Source organism: Pseudonocardia sp. TMWB2A, from assembly GCF_017312135.1.
This window is the reverse complement of sequence record NZ_QKQY01000004.1, coordinates 50,983-66,867: the sequence shown is the minus strand read 5'-3', so window position 1 is coordinate 66,867 and position 15,885 is coordinate 50,983. Positions and strand designations below refer to the sequence as shown.

Genomic DNA, 15,885 nt, shown 5'->3' with positions numbered 1-15,885 from the left:
CAGCATGGTCCGGTCGTGAGCGTAGGGCTGCGATGCCCGCAGCCACGTCGAGGTTGCGATCGGAAGCAGACATTCCAGAGCGGTCACGCTCAGAAGGCAGGACCAGCCCCCGCCGTCAGGTGTTCTCAGAAGCCCCCACGGCATGCAGAGCAGCACATATACGATCACCACGACGGTCCAAGACCGCCACCACCAGACCCATGCAGGGTGGGGCTCCTGGAGCAGCTCGCCGTCGCGTTGGGCGCTCACAAGCCCAGCCTGGTGACTGCGTTGCCGACGAGTGGGGCTTGGTCGCGGTCGTAGGTTTCGATCATGGCGTCGCTGCTGTGGCGGGTCTGGCGGCGCACGGAGCCGTGGTCGGCGCCGTTGCGGCGGGCGGTGGTGACGAACCCGGCGCGCAGTGAGTGGAACCCCATCGGGCCCGGCAGGCCTGCGGCGTCGGCGCGGCGGCGGACCATGGCGTGGAGGGCGTCGCCGGTCATCGGGGTGTCGGTGAGGGTGCCGCCGCGGCGGATCGCCCGCAGTAGCGGCGTGTGCCCGGCTAGCGCGGGTAGCGGAGCCCGGAACGACCGGGCCGCCCGCCCGGGAGACTCCGCGGCGCCGGTTCCGCCCGGGGAGGAGGCGCCGACGTCGTCAGCGCGGTCGTCACGGTCGTGAGCGCTGCCGTCGGTGGGGTCGGGGTGCGGGAACAGGTGGTCCAGGCTGGTCCAGGACGGGGTGGCCAGGACAGCGCGGATCGAGGCTGGGCGCCCGTGCGGGGCGGCGGCGAGCAGCCCCATCCAGCGCAGCACCGCGCACGGCGGGCAGGTCCCGGCCCGGGCGCCGTAGGGCAGCACCACGGTGGCGCCGCGGCCGGTCTGGTCGGTCTTGGACCGGGCGATGTGCACGTGCAGCCCGTCGGCCGGGTGGAAGGACACGTCGGCGACGGTGAGGGCGGCGAGCTCGCCGCGCCGCAGCGCCCCGGTGAACCCGATCAGCAGCGCGGCGGCGTCGCGGGCGCCGATCAGCCCGGCCGGCCACGTCCCGAACCCCATGTCCGCGAGCACGGTGCGCAGGTCCTCCAGGAGCAGCGGGCGCATCTGGTGGGTGGAGTGAGCGCGGGTGCGTTTGATGCCGGTCAGGACCGCGCCGACGGCCGGGTCCCGGGTCGGGGACGGGTGGCCGGCGTCGTGGTGGGCGGCGGCGATCGCGGCCAGGCGCCGGCCCATCGTGGCCGGGGAGAACACCGCCTGCCCGGTCGAACTGCGGGTGGCCTCGAGGTCGGCCAGGTAGAGCCGCACGGTGTCCACCGCCGCCGGCAACGCCGGTAGCCCCGCTGCGGCACACCAGCGGGAGAAGTGCGCCCAGTCCCCCGCGTAGGCGGCGCGGGTGCGCGGTGCTCGCGCGGCGGTCGCGTGGGCGTCGGCGCGGGCGGCCAGCGCGGCGAGGGATGCGGCGCGGGCCGCGGCCGCCGCGACACCGTCGGGCAGCACCGCGGCGTCGAGACCGGCCCTGGGCTCGGCCGAGACGCCCGCAACCGGGCCCTGGTCGGCGTCCGGGCGGGCGTCGGCGCCCTTCTCCATGCTCATCCGGGCCCCTCTCCTGGACATGGTCCTGCGCCCGCGATCGCAGGATAGGTCAGATAACGGGAGATTATCGCCTGCCTCAGCCGCGCAGGCGGAAGTGACCAGGTGGGTCACTCACAACGATCGGCACGATGCACTCGCGCCCGCAAGAAACGGCCCGGAACAGGGCGGACTCCCCTGCTCTTCCCGCGCCCGCCGGATCCTGGGAGGCTGGACGCATGGTTCCGATCCGAAAGGTCCATGCCGCGTAGGCGCCCCGCCCAGGTACGGGCGAGAAACCAGCGTCAGCCGCGCCCGACTGCGATACGCGGTGTTCCGCTCTCGATCAGCCGGGCGCTCGACCGACTCGACCGACCACAGCTCACCTCGGGCAGCGTCCGCACCGATCTTCTCTCGTGGCGTCGCGTCACCCTCAAACCACGTTCCACGCTCCAGCGAGAGAACAACGACTGGGTCCAGTTCATCGGCCCGTTCAGCCGAGATGTCCTCGAGCAGGCTCTGCACGCCCTACCTCGGCATCGTCGCGCATCGCTCCGCCGCCAGATCGCCCAGCTCGACGCCCGGTTCCTGAACAAGACTCTGAACAATCCCACCGTCGACCCGTCACTTCCCTGGTGGTGGCGCCGCACCTGAGCTGCACCGACTGGGTGTCGTCAAGCCGAATGGCTCCACCGTGGTCACTGAGGATGGCCCCGGTCGATGACGAGGGGCCGTGGTCGCGGGGGTGGCGTGTGTTGGTCAGAGACGGCTTCGTCAGCTTGCAGGCGTGTCGTGGCTGGGTTGGATGAGATCCCAGCGGTTGCCGGAGATATCGAGGAAGACAGCGAAGCGGCCGTAGGGCTCTTCGCGTGGTTCGGTCACGAACTCGACTCCGGCGGAGTGCATGCGCTGGTAGCGAGCGTCGAAGTCGTGGACTTCGAGGAAGAACCCGACGCGTCCAGCGTGCTGGTCGCCTAGTGCTGCGAGCTGGCGGTCGCCATCGGCCTGCGCGAGCAGGATCCCTGTCTGGGCTTCTGGTGGGCGGACGACGACCCAGCGCTTGACGCGGCCGTCGTTGGTCCGGGCTGGGGAATCCTCGATGAGATCGAAACCGATCGCGTCGGTGAAGAACCTGATTGCTGCGTCGTAGTCCTTGACGATGATCGTGGTGAGCTGCAGGAATGCCATGGCTGCCATGATCTCGCGCCCGGTCCGCACTCAGTCGGGACGAGCGGGATCGTGACTGAAGTCGGCTGACTCTGGCGTTTCGAGCGTGGGAGAGGCGGCAGGACGTTGAGCCGGTTTCGAGGATGTTCCCGGCGAAGGTGAGCACCGGTCGCGGCAACTGAGCAGGTCCGGTCAGGGTGCGACGAGCTCTACCTCGAAGCCCTCGGTGTTCTCCACGAACAGCGCGGTGTGGTCCGGCCCGCCGGCGTGCGGGTAGGTCCCGGCGAACAGCTCGGACCACCCGTGCGCGGCGCAGTCCGCTCGCAGTGCGTCGAGCCGGGAGCGATCGGACACGGCCAGGGCCAGATGGTTCAGGCCTGGACGCGTCCGGTCATGCATGCCGTGGACGGCCGGAGACTGTTCCAGGACGACGTACACGCCCGAGGGGTGGGTCCAGATTCGGCCGCGGTCCCAGCCGTCGTCACGCACGGCCAAGCTCTGTGAACAGCCAGTGGAATGACGGCGCTGTCTCGGTGAGGTCTCGGGTCCACAGTTCGACATGATGGACGGCAGCGGTCATCGACCCTCCCTAACACCGAGCCGAAGTTGCCTCGAACAACTGTGGCGTGGACGGCCTCGGCCTGGGGGTGCTGCTCGAACAGCAGCGCATCAGCCGGGTCACCGCGAGCTACATCGGTGAGAACAAGGAGTTCGCCCGCCAGTACCTCGCCGGCGAGCTCGAGCTCGAACTCGTGCCGCAGGGCGGCCTGGCCGAACGTCTCCGCAGCGCCGGTGCCGGCATCCCCGCGTTCTACACACCGGCCGGCGTCGGAACCCTCATCGCCGACGGCGGACTCCCCTTGCGCTACGGCCCCGACGGCCAAGTCGCCGTCGCCTCCTCACCCAAGGAGGTCCGGGAGTTCCCCACGACACTTCCCGACGGCACCCAACGTCGGCAACGCTACGTGCTCGAAGAAGCCATCGACATCGACGTGGCGCTGGTACGGGCCGCCCGTGGGGACTGGCTGGGCAATCTCGTCCTCCACGCCGCGGCCCGCAACTTCAACCCGCTGTGCGCCATAGCCGGGCGCATCGCCATCGCCGAGGTCGAACAGCTCGTCGAGCCCGGCGAGATCGCACCCGACGAGGTCCACCTGCCGGGGGTCTTCGTCCACCGCGTCGTCGAGCTGTCCGCCGCAGACGCCGACCTCAAGCACATCGAGAAGCGCACCACGCAGGAGAGCAGGCGATGACACTCACCCGCGACCAGATGGCCGCCGGCGCCGCCCGAGAGCTCCGCCCCGGCACCTACGTCAACCTGGGGATCGGCCTGCCCACCCTCATTCCCGACCACTTGCCCGAGGACGCGGGCGTGATCCTGCACGCCGAGAACGGCCTGCTCGGGGTCGGGCCCTACCCCCTTGACACCACCGTCGACCCCGACCTCATCAACGCCGGCAAAGAGACCGTCACCATGCTGCTCGGAGCAGCCGTGTTCGACTCCACTCTGTCGTTCGGCATGATCCGCGCCGGAAAGATCGACACCACCGTTTCTCGGTGCCATGCAGGTCTCTCTGTCGGGCGACATCGCCAACTGGATGGTGCCGGGGCGGATGGTCAAAGGCGTGGGCGGGGCGATGGACCTGGTCCACGGTGCCTGCACCGTCATCGTCGTCATGGAACATGTGGCCAAGGACGGCTCCCCCAAGATCGTCGACGCATGCAGTCTTCCCCTCACCGGTGAAGGCGTCGTCGACCGCATCATCACCGACCTGGCCGTCATAGACGTGGCTGAGTCCGGTCTCGTCCTGCGCGAACTTGCTCCCGGAGTCACGGAGGACGACGTTCGCTCGAAGACCGGTGCTGCCCTTCTCGTGGAGACCTCGTCACATCGGTGACGTGATCGCTCGGCAGCGAGCCAGCGGAACCGCCGCGCCGGCGGATCCGGAGGGGCTCGCGCGGGGCTGCCGTAGCGTCGCGGCGATGCCTCCCTCCACCTCCGTCTCCTCGACCAGCCAGGGGCACCGTGAGCTGGGAGACTCGCTGGCTCTGACGCTCACCTCGGTCTTCAACTCCGTCGCCGGTCTGCTGGGGTTCCTGATCGCGGCGTGGGTGATGCCCCAGGAGGAGGTCGGGCGGGCGACGGAGTTCGTCTCGGCCATGCAGCTGATCGGCGGCGCGGCCCAGCTCAATCTCGGTATCGGCATCATGAGGTGGCTGCCCGGGGCGGGCCGCAAGTCCGTGCGGCTGGTGTTCGGCAGCCTGTTGCTGATCATGCCGTTGGCCGGGCTGGCCGGTCTGGTCTACGGGCTGCTCGTCCCGCGGGTGGCGCTGGTCGCCGCCGGGCAGGGCTCTTTCGGGTTCGGCCTGTTGCTGCTGGTGCTGGGCTGTGCCGGGTGGGGCGTGTTCGTCGTGCACGACTTCGTCATGGTCGCCGCGGGACGGCCCTGGCTGGCGGTCTGGCGCAGCGGGACCTTCGCCGTGGCCCGGATCGGTCTCCTGGCCGTGCTCGGGGCGGGGCTGGCATCGCAGGGCATGGTGCTGTCCTGGGTGATCCCGGTCGTGGTGTGGATCGGGGTCGGCACCATCGTGCTGTGGTTCCTGGTCCGCAGATTCGCCGCCGCGGGCGGGCCCGGTGTCCTGCCCAGCCGGACCGTGATGGCCGGGTTCCTGGCTCCGACCGCGGTGGCCCAGCTCGGGGCGGTGCTGCTCTACAACCAGATCCCGCTGCTGGCGAACTTCCGGATGGGCAACGCCATCGGGGCGGTGTTCTTCATCGCCTGGCAGGCCACCGTCGTCATCGACACCGCCGCGGTGTTCTTCACCAACTCCCTGGCCGTGCAGACCGCACGCGAGCCGCACCGCGCCCTCGAACTCGCCCGCCGGACACGACGCCGCATGCTGCTGCTGTTCGTCCCGCTCCTCGCGCTCGGCGCGGCCCTGGGCTGGCCGGTCCTGCGGGTACTGGGGCTCGGCTACACCGTCGGCGCTCCGATCATCGCCGCGCTCATGGTCGGTGTGCTGTTCCGGCTCGTCGTGGTCTTCGAGCTGGCGCGACGCCAGGCCGACGGCGACGGCGTCGGCTACGCCCGCCTGTCACTGCTCAACTGCGGACTGGTCGTCGCCATCGCCTCACTCATCCCGCTGCCGGACCCGGCAACGACACACCCCGCGCTGGTCATGCTGCCCTTCGTCCTCGGCTACGTCGCCGTCCAGGCCGCCTTCGCCACTGCCCTGATGATCACAGACCGGCGGGCGCAGAACCGCCGCCTCTCGACCCGGTCGTCTTCTCGGATGCCGAGGTGACCATTCGCGGCCCTTAGATGACAGGTGCGGCAGATATGCTGGAGGTCCGCGAGGGAAGGACAGCCCGTGGTGAGTTCGAGAACGGCGACCACCCCGGACGACGTGGTTGCCGACCTCCCGCCGCGGCAGTGGAACAGCGATACCGCGGTCGGCTACGAGGCCGCGCAGGAAGCGATCAACGAGGTCCTCGGCTGCTACGTCGCCCTGCTCGAACGAGAAGGCGGGAAGCCGGCGCCCGACCGCGAGCGGATCGAGGACCTGCGAGCGCGCATCGCCGACTGCGCGCACCAACAGCGCGTCCTGTCACCGAAGTACCCCGGGGAGCTCGCAGCAGTCCGCGGCAGCTACAGCCGTCGCCTCGCCGAACTGCGAGACGAACTGGGGTCCGCTCCGATAGCGATGACGTCGCTCGCTATCGGCTCAGCCAGGCGGCCAACGAACGCATCTTCCGCGGCCTGATCATCCCCACCCGCCTCTCCAGCGTCGAGCGTCAGTCCACTCGCGACGACGCGGCCACACCTTGAACGGTGTCGTCGCGACGTGCCTCGACCAAAGCCCGCCGCGCCAGCGGCGTCTGCGTCCGCGCTGACGGGGCCGTTGCTGCCGACGAAGGCGGGGCGACTCATCGCAGGAGCGGCCTCAATCGTCACCCACCTCGCAGCGTCTGAGCGTCGACGAGAGGGGGCCGCCCCGATGTCGCTCCAGAATTTCTGAAAGCTGGCGGGCGTGTCGCGCTGTTCCCCTTTCAGAAAACCAGGCAGGATCATCGCCATGGCGAGAAGACCAACAGGGCGCCCGTCGAAGGGCCCGCGTGCAGTGGTTCTTCCACGGGTACTGCTGGCCGACGATCTTGCGCTCAAGACGCTGGCCACCAACCTCGGCTGGTACGTCTCAGAGACTGCCGCAAAGCTCATCAACATCGGGCTCCAGCACGTCGACGAGCTCCCAGACGAGTTGCCTCTTCGTGTCCCCACCAGCGAGTCGACAGACTTCACCGCCCGGATCCCTATCACCGACGACCAGGTCGTCCGCGAGATCGCCCGGGAACGCGACCGCAGCATCTCGCTCGTCGCAGGCTCACTGATCCACCTGGGCCTGCGCTACCGCAACGAGATCCCGGGCCAGATCCCGGTCCAGTACAACCGCCCGGAGCAGCCCCTGACCAAGGCCTCCTAAAAGAACGAGACGGTCTCCCTGCCAGGAGACCGCCTCGGATCGTTCTCGCGTCAGCCGGACCTGCACCCGCCTGATGCCGTAGCCCCGGCGAACCGGGGCCGTTACCCCACCTGCGAAGAAGGGGCGCTTTCGCGTGTCCAGGATACATCCTGGGCCGGGAGCCAACCACCTTAGACACGGGGCGAATTCGTCATGCCCGGAAAACCGCCGCTCACCAGCGGCGGAGACCGGGTTCTGCATCCGCTGCTACGAGCACGGCGCGTTCACCCTGGCCTCCGGCCCCACCTCCGACCTCTGCCTCATCCACCAGCTCCCCCTCGGCGCGCAACCGCCCGCCGGCGACTTCGGCATCCGCTACACCACCGGGGCCCGACGCACGCCACGCGGCCGCGCCGCCCGCCCGCCCGCGGGCCCCACCAGCGGGCCCGGGCGCCCGAGCCGCGCCCTGCCTCCCACCGCCCGAGCGCGCGCCCGCGGTGTCACCCGCGCCCGCGCCCGACACGCCCGCGGGTTCACCCCGCACCCTGGGTGGCGCAACTTCATCGACCGCCAGTGGCGGGTGCTGACTTCCCAGCACGAGGCCCTCGACTACATCGCCCGCCTCGTCGACGACGAGGAGTGGCGCTCGGACAAGCGCGCCAGCTGGTCGGCGATCCTGCGCCGCCTGGTCTGCCACATGGACTGGGACACCGGCCTGATCACCGGGCTCACCACCGACCGCCTCGGCGCCGCCGGCGGCCGCGCCGCCCGCACCGTGTCCCGTGTCCTGGCCTGGGCCCGCGACCGCGGCCTGCTCGTCGTCGTCGAAGCCGGGGCCAGTGCTGAGTTCCTCGGCACCGACACCGGCCGCACACCGACCTACGCCCTGGTCACCCACAGCCCTCTCCCCCAGCTCACCACGCCGACCGACCACACACACGGACACCCAGCTCAGACCACTGTGGATGAAAGTGGCGACCTCCCCACTTCTCACGTGAGTCTTAAGCCCTTGTCGGGCGGCAGACGGTCGGAAGTCACCGAGGCGAGCAAGTGGCACCCCTACGACGTCCCTGACACCCCCGGTGCAAGGAACCAAGCCACCCTCACCCTGCTTACGCTTCTCGGCCTAGGAGGCCGACAACGGGGCACGATCGACATCTGGCGTGCCCGGTCGCTGTTCAAGCCGTGGTGGGAGGCCGGCGCGACCGTCGCTGGGCTGCGCCACGCACTCGAACACCACCCCGACCACCCCGACCGACCGCGTGGACCGGTCACCACCGGCGCCCGGGACCCCCTGCGGGTCATCGGGGCCCGCCTGCGCCCCTGGCAGGGACGCCTCGGCGAGATCCGCGCCGTGCAGATCGGCCGGATGCGGGCGAGCACTGGCACCGGCAGCGGGCCCACCCCTCCTGCGCCGCTGTCGCCGGTTCTGCGGGACCGGCCAGCGGGACGAGGGGCGCGGATGGCCGCCAGGGAAGCGCTGAGCGAGCACCTCCGCGAGCTGCGCGAGGCCCGCGGCCTCCCGTCGAGCCATACCCACTGAAACCCGCACCGGTCAGGGACGAGGATCGGGCGAATCTGATGAGCTGGCCGCGCTCCGACCACAGCAGGACCCTCCAGCCCCGAGCCGAGCCGGGAGGGGTCCCGGGAGCGTGCTCCTAACCTCCGTCAGGTCCAAGATCACTAAGCAGGAGGAGTAGGACGATGCGGGTTCTCAGGTCCACGATGATCGGCCTCGCACTCGGGGTCGCCACGCTGACGTCGGTCGGTGCCGGGGTCGCCGTCGCAGCTCCCATTGCCCCTGCCCAGTCTCCAACCTGGAGCTACGTCGCGACCTACGCGAACAGGGGTGCGTGCGAGGAGGCGATCGCTGCCTACCGAGGAAGGCCCGACACCTCCGAGTACCGCTGCATCTCCAACGGGAACCCGACCCAGAGCCAGGAGACCAGCTGGTCGCTCTACAACCTGCGGTACTGACCACGACCGACCACGCCGCCCCAGACGACGACGGCCCGCCCCCGGGGCTAACGGGGGCGGGCCGTGCGGGCGTCCCGGGGTGTGACCGGGACGGCCGGCCTACAGGTTGGCGCGGTACTCCGGTGACCGCATCACGCGCTCCAGGTCCTCCCTGGCGGCAGCGAGGTCATCTCGGCGTCCGAACACCTGCGCCGGGACGGAATGCTCGTCCTCCAGCGCGGCGAGGACGAGGTGTTCCACCCCGATCTTGCTGAGCCCGTGCTCTTGCGCGATCGCCGCAGCTCGGGTCATCACGGCCTGGAGCCGCGGAGTCTGCGGCAGCTGGTCGGTCACCGGGCCACCGGGAGCCACTGCCAGCCGGTGTCCATGAGGAACATGCACCGCCAGATCGAGCCATTGTACAGGGTCGTCTCGCCGTCGAACTCGGCGTCGCAGAAGCCCGCCGTGGGCAAGAAGCGCACGGGGTCCTGCATCACCATGGCGGCCGGTGCATGGGCGGTTGGGGCGTTCGCGGGTGCGGCGGTGGCGACCCCTGCGGTAGCTAGCGCGAGTCCTCCGGTGAGGCCGGTGGCTGCGAGCGTGGTCCAGATCCGGTTATGCATCGTTGCTCCCCGTGCGTAGGAAGCCCCCAACGTTAGAACGCGCAAAGCGACAATCAACCCCAATCGCACAGATGATTACACAGCGCGCGGGCCGTGCCGGTCGAGCCAGGTCAGCGGAGCAGCGGCTTGGTGCCCTCCGGCGCCGAGGCGTCCAGGTCGGTGACCCACACCCCGTCGAGGTGGATCCGGCCCGCGCCGAACCGCACACCGCGGCCGGGCCCGCCCTCCGGGGACCGCGGCCAGGCCGCCTCAACTCGCCCCAGAACGCGGAACGGCCCGGCCCTGGGGCCATACGGCCGTCCGAGCGGTTGAGGCTCGAGGGCTCGCGGTCGACCGGCAGACGCTCACCAAGTCGTCGATCATCCCGTCGCCCGCCCGCATCGCCAGTTCACCACCGCCGCGGAGCCCGGTCCGGACGCCGTCCGGAGCGCACAACACTCGATACGGAGCACATCGACCCGCCCGTAACGGGCGATAATCTTGGCCAGCTGACTATCGGGATCACCTGGCCGGATGCGTCAGGCACCGGTTCCGTCCCCGCCGATGTCGGCCATACGGGCGTCGAGGAAGTACTCCCACCAATGCTCCGGGCGACTCGGCGGTGCCGGCGTCTCCGCGTCGAGCAGCGCCGCCCGAGCCTGGCGTGCGCCGTAGCTGGAATCGTGACCCCGCAGCGGCGGGAACTGGTCGGGGAAATACCGGGGGCGATCGACTCGCCGCTCGGAGGTCAGTGCCGACGGATGCTGGCCGGCGGATCCGGCCTCCTGGACGACGTCGTCGTAGCGGCGGCGTTCTTCCTCGGTCACACGATGCTTGCCCGGGGCGCACTCGCGCCCGTCGATGGCGACTGCGAGGTTGGTGATCGCGGCCGGGAGCCAGCGCACGTGCCACTCGGCTACCAGCTCCGGGCGGGTGCCGGGGGCGCTGGAGGAGATGTAGAGGGTGCGTAGCCACGCGAGCTCACGCACCGCGCGCGGGTGCACCGGCCAGCAGTCGGGTAGCTCCAGCCGCGACATTTGGTAGTCGTCGTTGAGCACCTCGGAGACGAACCCTCCCAGGGCGTCCCACGCGGCGTGCTTGGCGGTGCGATCCAGCTGTGACCAGCGCAGCGCCGGGGTCAGCGACAGCGCCTCGTCCTCCGCGTCCCCGGCACCCGTCCCCGCAACGGCGGCCTCGACCGCGCCACCGAGGGCGGCAACCCCTTGTTCGACGTCGTCAAGTCGGGGGCTCATGCGACCGAGAATGTCGGCGATCTCGGCGACGTGACCGGCGGTCTCATCACCCTGCCGGGCCGTGGCGTCGAGCTCGCGCTGCACCTGGCGCAGCTGCTCCCCCACGACGACCGCCCACGGCCGACGCCCCCCAGGAGCAGATCGATCCTCGCCCTGCGGCGGTCCCGGTCCATCGCTGGTCATAGTGACCGGTCTCCCCTCGTCCCAACGACACGGCGACAGTGGCTGGTCCGACGCAGCAGGTGCGCTGGACCAGCCAGAACTACGCGGCCACCGGACCCACCGTTTGCGTGGCGGCAGGAACCCCACCGCGTGTCTCACCGGGCGTCCGGGTGATGATCGCAGGCGGCGGGCGCAGGTCAGACCGCTCCCACACCGGACTGACTCGAACCACGGTCGCGGGGGTCGCGCGATGAATCAGCAGCGCGTGCCACTGCGGGATCGTGCGCACCCGGTCGACCGGGCACACCCGCACCTTCTCGTAGCGCTCCTCGCCCCCGCCGGTGGGCAGCGGCTCGTGCCTGTCCCCGCACAGCACCGAGGCCTTCTCCAAATCCTCACGCAGCGACAGCCCCCCGAAAATGACCTTGGCGTTGGTGGCGTTCCAGATCGTCTCGCCACCCTTAACACCCCAACGCTGAGCGAGCTGGGACGGTGACTGCACCGCCCACTCGATGTGGATCCCACGGCCACCAGCGTCGGCCACCCAGCGGTCCAGCGGCACCGGAGTGATCAACGCAGCTTCGTCGAGAAACAACCCCAGCGGCGGATCCAGACGCCCCTTCGGCCGCGACGAGGCGACCCGTTTGGCCGTCTCGAAAAGATGGCCCGTCATCGCCGCCAGCAGCGGCGCGATCGAGGCATGCTCGCGGTCCGATCCGACCACGAACAACGACCCGCGACCAGCAACGAGCTGCTCGGCATCGAGCTCCTGGCCGCCGGCGCCACCGGTGACCAGGGCAGCAACCTGCGGATCGGTCATGAACTTCACCGCTTCGGATAAGGTCATGAAGATCGAATCGCGGGTCTTGCGGGCATCGGTCGCCAGAACCTGACGCAGAGCATCCAGCGTTCCCTCCGGGACGCGCCCGCCGGGATTCCGGCCCAGGATCTGCAGAGCCTCGCCGGCTCCACCACTGCGCGCGTCACTGGTCGGAGAGAACACCCACCGGGCAACCGTGGCCATATCCGAGCCGGACAGGTCCGCGGCCATCAGCAAGGCGGTGAGCACACTGACCGACCACTGATCCCAGCGATCACCGCCGTCCTCGCTCGTCGACACACCACCGACCATCAACCCAGCCCGCACCGCAGCCACCTGCGCGTCCGCGCACCCCGACACCGGAGACCACCACACCGAGGACCTCAGATCGCCGAGCTGCTCGGGGTTGAACAACCACACCGGACCCTGCTGAGCCCGTTTCCCGGCGCAGTAGGTGTACAGGTCGGGTTTGGTCGAGGTGGCCAGCAGCGGGCCGTCGTGGTCGAGGACGTGATGGCCCATCAACGCCGTCTTCCCGGTCTGCGGCGGAGCCACCAGACCAACCACATCCCGATGCGATGCAAAGCAGTCGGTACCAATCACCGGCCCGACCACCGAACGACCCAGCCAGGTCCCGCACCGTCGGGCCGGTAGGCGCTCCACCAACCCGGGGATTAAGCCGCTCTCAGACCCGTCACAGCTGACCTCCGCGGTCACACTGGGCCTGGTCACTGCGGCGACCAGGCGAACCGCATGCGGGGACAGGTGCCGATGCAGATCCCACCACCCGGCCCACCCGTCGACTCCGTAACCGGTCCGGACCCGGGACCTCTCGGTGTGGGCATAGGCCGCTCTCCCGATCGGGATCGCCAACACCGCGCCGCCGCACGCCGCCAGGACGAGCCCGGTGACCGTCACCAGCGTCCCGGGAAAGAGCAGCATGCCTGCCCCGAACACCAGGCCTGCCGCCGGCACCACAACGGGCATGACCCGGAGCCACACCAGCAGCGCGGCGCCGCCCGTGACGACGGCGCCGACCACGATCGCCACGACCGCCGGCCCGCACAGCAACACCATCCCCAGGGACAGGGAACACCCGGCGCCCACCTGAATCACTCCTCTGGACAGGACCGCGGCCGAGCGCTGCCCGAGCCCAGCCCACACCGCAGAGGCCACGACCGACCGCACCAGCGGTAGCAGCACCCACCACCACACCCGGCTCACCGCCCACTGCACGGATCTCCACGCAGCGGCGGTCGGCCCTGACGGCATGGGAGGGCGGGACGAGGCGGAGTCGCGGGGTGGATCCGGATCGGTCGCCCGACTCTGTTGGGGCTCGAGCGTCGACGAGTCCTCGGGGGCGGGGAGCACGCTGTGCAACTCGGCAGAAGTCATGCGCTCACCCCCACCGGCGCAGAGCGCTCCGTCCCCACGACGACCAGCACACCAGGACCGTCGGACGCGATGTCGTGCTCCGGAGCGGCAGTCAGGCCTGCACGCCGCTGCCGATCGTTGGCACCCAAGTTCTGTGCCGTACCTAGCTGTCGTTCGGCTTCCTCGATATCGCGGCGCCCAGTGCGCGCCGACTGGCCGAAGATGGCGCCGACCTGAGAGCCGGTGAGCTCCACCGACGGAATCAGGCCCCCACGTATCAGGTCCTTGACCTGTTCGACCCGAACCGCCGGGGCCGCGCTCAGGAGATCCTCACGGTCCCAGCGGCCCACGACGTCCGTACCGTCCGCGGGACGAATCTGCGGCTCACCGTCAGCGCCGCCCGGTGCGGACACAGCCTGCAGCTCGGTGGGTTCAGCGGCTGTGGGCTGAGCTCCTGCGATGCCTATCGCGGCAGCGGCCTCAGCAACTGTCGCCGGCCCCCGTCCCGAGTCCGCCGCAGCGGCCTTGACCGCCTCGGTGAGACGGTCCCGGATCTCCGGTGCAGCCTCGGTCGCGACGAACACGACCAGCGGCGGAACTGAGTGCAGCAAAATCAGCCCCGGATCCAGCGCTCCCCACGCCTTCCAGGTGTTCATCGCATACGTCGCGCCCAGCGTCGCCCAGCGAGCGCGACGAGCCCAGACCGGTGTCGACAGCTGCCACCGCGACGTCGTCTGCTCCGCCAGCACCACCGCGATCAACACCAGCGACACCATCGGATCGAGCAGCCACGCTGCCCACCAGCCCGGGGACCACCGCGCTGTCCCCTCCGCCCCGAACTCCTGCACGTTGGTCATGCAGAACGCCATCCCGAGCACGATGCCGCTCCACATCAGCCGGTTCACCGTCCGGCGAACCCGCTCAACCTGCAGCGCGACCACATCGGGATGCACCGACAGTGCACGGATCTGGGCCGAGTGCTCCGCCTCGGCGGCGAGCTGGGCGGCCCGCTCCCGCAAGGACTGCACGGACCTACGCTGCGACATCCACGCCCCCGGCCCACTCCGTCGAGGTCAGCCGGGCGGCACGGGCGGCACGGGCCCGCAGACCACGTAGCCAGATCGCCGTCGAGCGACGAGCTCTGCGGCTGTCCGTCTCGACCGTCTCCGGGTACGGCACGGCCTCCGCCACGCACTCACGGCACACAGCTCCCGGCGACGCGGTCAGCGACGCCGGCGGGATCACCGCGCCGCACATCGCCCGGTAGCACCCCCTGCCAAGGCCCGAGCTGTGGTCGTCCGGCCCGATCTCGTGCTCGAGGCCGTCGACGACCGTCATCTGGACGAACGCACCGCCTCCAGCGGCCAGGGGCCCGGGACGGGGCGGGAAGGGCACTGCGATCCTGGACATGGGTCGTACCCCTCGAGTCGAAGTCAGGTCGTGCGATCCACGCCTCGGCGGGTGCTGTAACACCCGCCGAGGCACCTCAACGCTAGCGAATATTCCGAATATTCGCTAGCGTGTGCTTGGTTGCTCCGGGCGTAACCGCGCCGATTTGCTCCTCGTTGGACGTTTCGCGGGTGTAAGGGCCGCTACGCTCGTCGGTGCTCGCGGAATATTCGTCATGAGGTACGCGGAGGCGGAATGCGCAGGATCGCGGACATGGGCTGCGAGGGCGGGAACTGCCCGAACACCTACGCCACAGACCGGGGAACGATCGTCGTGCAGGGAGACGCAGTGAGGGGTGACACCGACGCGGTCGTGGTCCCGAACGAGCTGCTCCGCCGACACGCCCACGCCACCGGGCAGCCCGACTGGCCCTGGACCGTCAGCCCCGCCGGCGATGACCGCGTGCTCGTGCGGGGCAGGCAAGTCACCGATCCGATCGTGCTCAACACGATCAAGGCCCCCAGCCACGAGAACCTCGTCGAACTCGACCAGGAGGCAGTCGCATGAGTGCCGAAGAGCTCGGGCGGATGTACGACCGGTTCACTGACTACGCCTGGCGCTACGAGGGACGCGACGTCTACACCGTCGACGGAGAGCAGGAACGCATCCAGGCGTTCCTGCGCGGGGGCACACTGCCGCGCAAGACCCGGGACAACAACGGCTGGATCCGCATCGTCGAGGACGCCCGAACCCGCGGAGCGCAGATCGGACGCGTGCGGGTCGTCGGCCGACCCGTCACCGACTACACCCGCTTCGAGTTCGCGGCCTACCCCGACAACATCGCCGCCGGCGAAGACATCGAGGTCATCGACCGCGAACAGCTCGACCCAGCCTGGTCTGAGGTCCCCGACTTCTGGCTCTTCGACGACACGACGGCATTCGTCCAGCATTTCGACGACGAGGGGCGATTCCTCGGAGCCGAGCCTGTCGAGGACGTCGCGCCGTTCGTCCAGATCCGCCAGCTCCTGACCGACCTTGCCACGACGGTGCCTGCCGGGCGCTACGCACTCGACACCGTCCCCCGCCAGCGCACCACACCGGTACCCCCACCGCCCGCCCTCACCGTCCCGTCCCTGAGCCGGTAGTCCCGAAGGAGC

16 protein-coding genes and 2 pseudogenes are annotated in these 15,885 nt (G+C 70.0%); 9 read left to right on the top strand and 9 right to left on the bottom strand.

The genetic code is table 11. The annotated features are described in order from the left end of the window. Positions 1–245: 245 nt before the first annotated feature. The 3 genes from DMP17_RS45430 to DMP17_RS45420 form a co-directional block, all read right to left on the bottom strand. Complete coding sequence (locus DMP17_RS45430) at positions 246–1,568, bottom strand: hypothetical protein (protein ID WP_337832881.1); 1,323 nt, start codon at positions 1,566–1,568, stop codon at positions 246–248. 750 nt (positions 1,569–2,318) lie between these two features. After that, a complete protein-coding gene (locus DMP17_RS45425; RefSeq protein ID WP_337832880.1) occupies positions 2,319–2,732 on the bottom strand; it encodes a VOC family protein in 414 nt (137 codons plus the stop codon). 171 nt (positions 2,733–2,903) lie between these two features. Next, the gene (locus tag DMP17_RS45420; protein WP_337832879.1) at positions 2,904–3,272 is read right to left on the bottom strand and encodes a VOC family protein; all 369 of its coding nucleotides are present in this window, start codon (positions 3,270–3,272) and stop codon (positions 2,904–2,906) included. 41 nt (positions 3,273–3,313) lie between these two features. Between DMP17_RS45420 and DMP17_RS45415 the strand changes: the two are divergent. From DMP17_RS45415 to DMP17_RS45385, 7 genes and pseudogenes are all read left to right on the top strand, one after another. Next, positions 3,314–3,964: pseudogene (locus tag DMP17_RS45415) on the top strand (CoA transferase subunit A); the annotation flags it as partial. Beyond that, positions 3,961–4,609, top strand: a pseudogene (locus DMP17_RS45410) (3-oxoacid CoA-transferase subunit B). The pseudogenes DMP17_RS45415 and DMP17_RS45410, both read left to right, overlap by 4 nt. Positions 4,610–4,694: 85 nt before the next feature. Then, complete coding sequence (locus DMP17_RS45405) at positions 4,695–6,017, top strand: hypothetical protein (RefSeq protein WP_337832878.1); 1,323 nt, start codon at positions 4,695–4,697, stop codon at positions 6,015–6,017. 69 nt (positions 6,018–6,086) lie between these two features. Beyond that, positions 6,087–6,476 (top strand): hypothetical protein, encoded by a 390-nt coding sequence (locus DMP17_RS45400; protein WP_337832877.1) that lies wholly within the window; start codon positions 6,087–6,089, stop codon positions 6,474–6,476. Between the two features lie 357 nt (positions 6,477–6,833). After that, the gene (locus tag DMP17_RS45395; protein WP_337832876.1) at positions 6,834–7,193 is read left to right on the top strand and encodes a hypothetical protein; all 360 of its coding nucleotides are present in this window, start codon (positions 6,834–6,836) and stop codon (positions 7,191–7,193) included. 133 nt (positions 7,194–7,326) lie between these two features. Then, positions 7,327–8,715 carry a hypothetical protein gene (locus tag DMP17_RS45390; protein WP_337832875.1) on the top strand — a complete coding sequence of 463 codons (1,389 nt, stop codon included), beginning with the start codon at positions 7,327–7,329 and terminating at the stop codon, positions 8,713–8,715. Positions 8,716–8,876: 161 nt separating this feature from the next. Then, positions 8,877–9,149 carry a hypothetical protein gene (locus DMP17_RS45385; protein ID WP_337832874.1) on the top strand — a complete coding sequence of 91 codons (273 nt, stop codon included), beginning with the start codon at positions 8,877–8,879 and terminating at the stop codon, positions 9,147–9,149. Positions 9,150–9,248: 99 nt separating this feature from the next. Here DMP17_RS45385 and DMP17_RS45380 read toward each other — a convergent pair whose 3' ends face one another. The 6 genes from DMP17_RS45380 to DMP17_RS45355 form a co-directional block, all read right to left on the bottom strand. Continuing rightward, positions 9,249–9,482, bottom strand: a complete 234-nt coding sequence (locus DMP17_RS45380; RefSeq protein ID WP_337832873.1) for a Clp protease N-terminal domain-containing protein — start codon at positions 9,480–9,482, stop codon at positions 9,249–9,251. Next, positions 9,479–9,751 carry a hypothetical protein gene (locus DMP17_RS45375; protein WP_337832872.1) on the bottom strand — a complete coding sequence of 91 codons (273 nt, stop codon included), beginning with the start codon at positions 9,749–9,751 and terminating at the stop codon, positions 9,479–9,481. Before DMP17_RS45375 ends, DMP17_RS45380 begins: the two co-directional genes overlap by 4 nt. Before the next feature lie 518 nt (positions 9,752–10,269). Then, complete coding sequence (locus tag DMP17_RS45370) at positions 10,270–11,166, bottom strand: hypothetical protein (protein WP_337832871.1); 897 nt, start codon at positions 11,164–11,166, stop codon at positions 10,270–10,272. A gap of 79 nt (positions 11,167–11,245) precedes the next feature. Next, complete coding sequence (locus DMP17_RS45365) at positions 11,246–13,201, bottom strand: type IV secretory system conjugative DNA transfer family protein (protein WP_337832870.1); 1,956 nt, start codon at positions 13,199–13,201, stop codon at positions 11,246–11,248. A gap of 155 nt (positions 13,202–13,356) precedes the next feature. Beyond that, positions 13,357–14,367, bottom strand: coding sequence for a hypothetical protein (locus tag DMP17_RS45360; protein ID WP_337832869.1), 1,011 nt, complete (start codon positions 14,365–14,367; stop codon positions 13,357–13,359). 4 nt (positions 14,368–14,371) lie between these two features. Continuing rightward, positions 14,372–14,749 (bottom strand): hypothetical protein, encoded by a 378-nt coding sequence (locus tag DMP17_RS45355; RefSeq protein WP_337832868.1) that lies wholly within the window; start codon positions 14,747–14,749, stop codon positions 14,372–14,374. Positions 14,750–14,983: 234 nt separating this feature from the next. Here DMP17_RS45355 and DMP17_RS45350 point away from each other — a divergent pair, with 234 nt between their 5' ends. Beyond that, positions 14,984–15,295, top strand: a complete 312-nt coding sequence (locus DMP17_RS45350; protein ID WP_337832867.1) for a hypothetical protein — start codon at positions 14,984–14,986, stop codon at positions 15,293–15,295. Then, entirely contained in the window at positions 15,292–15,873 is a 582-nt protein-coding gene (locus DMP17_RS45345) for a DUF6879 family protein (protein ID WP_337832866.1), read from the top strand. The genes DMP17_RS45350 and DMP17_RS45345 overlap by 4 nt, the downstream gene beginning before the upstream one ends. Positions 15,874–15,885: the final 12 nt, after the last annotated feature.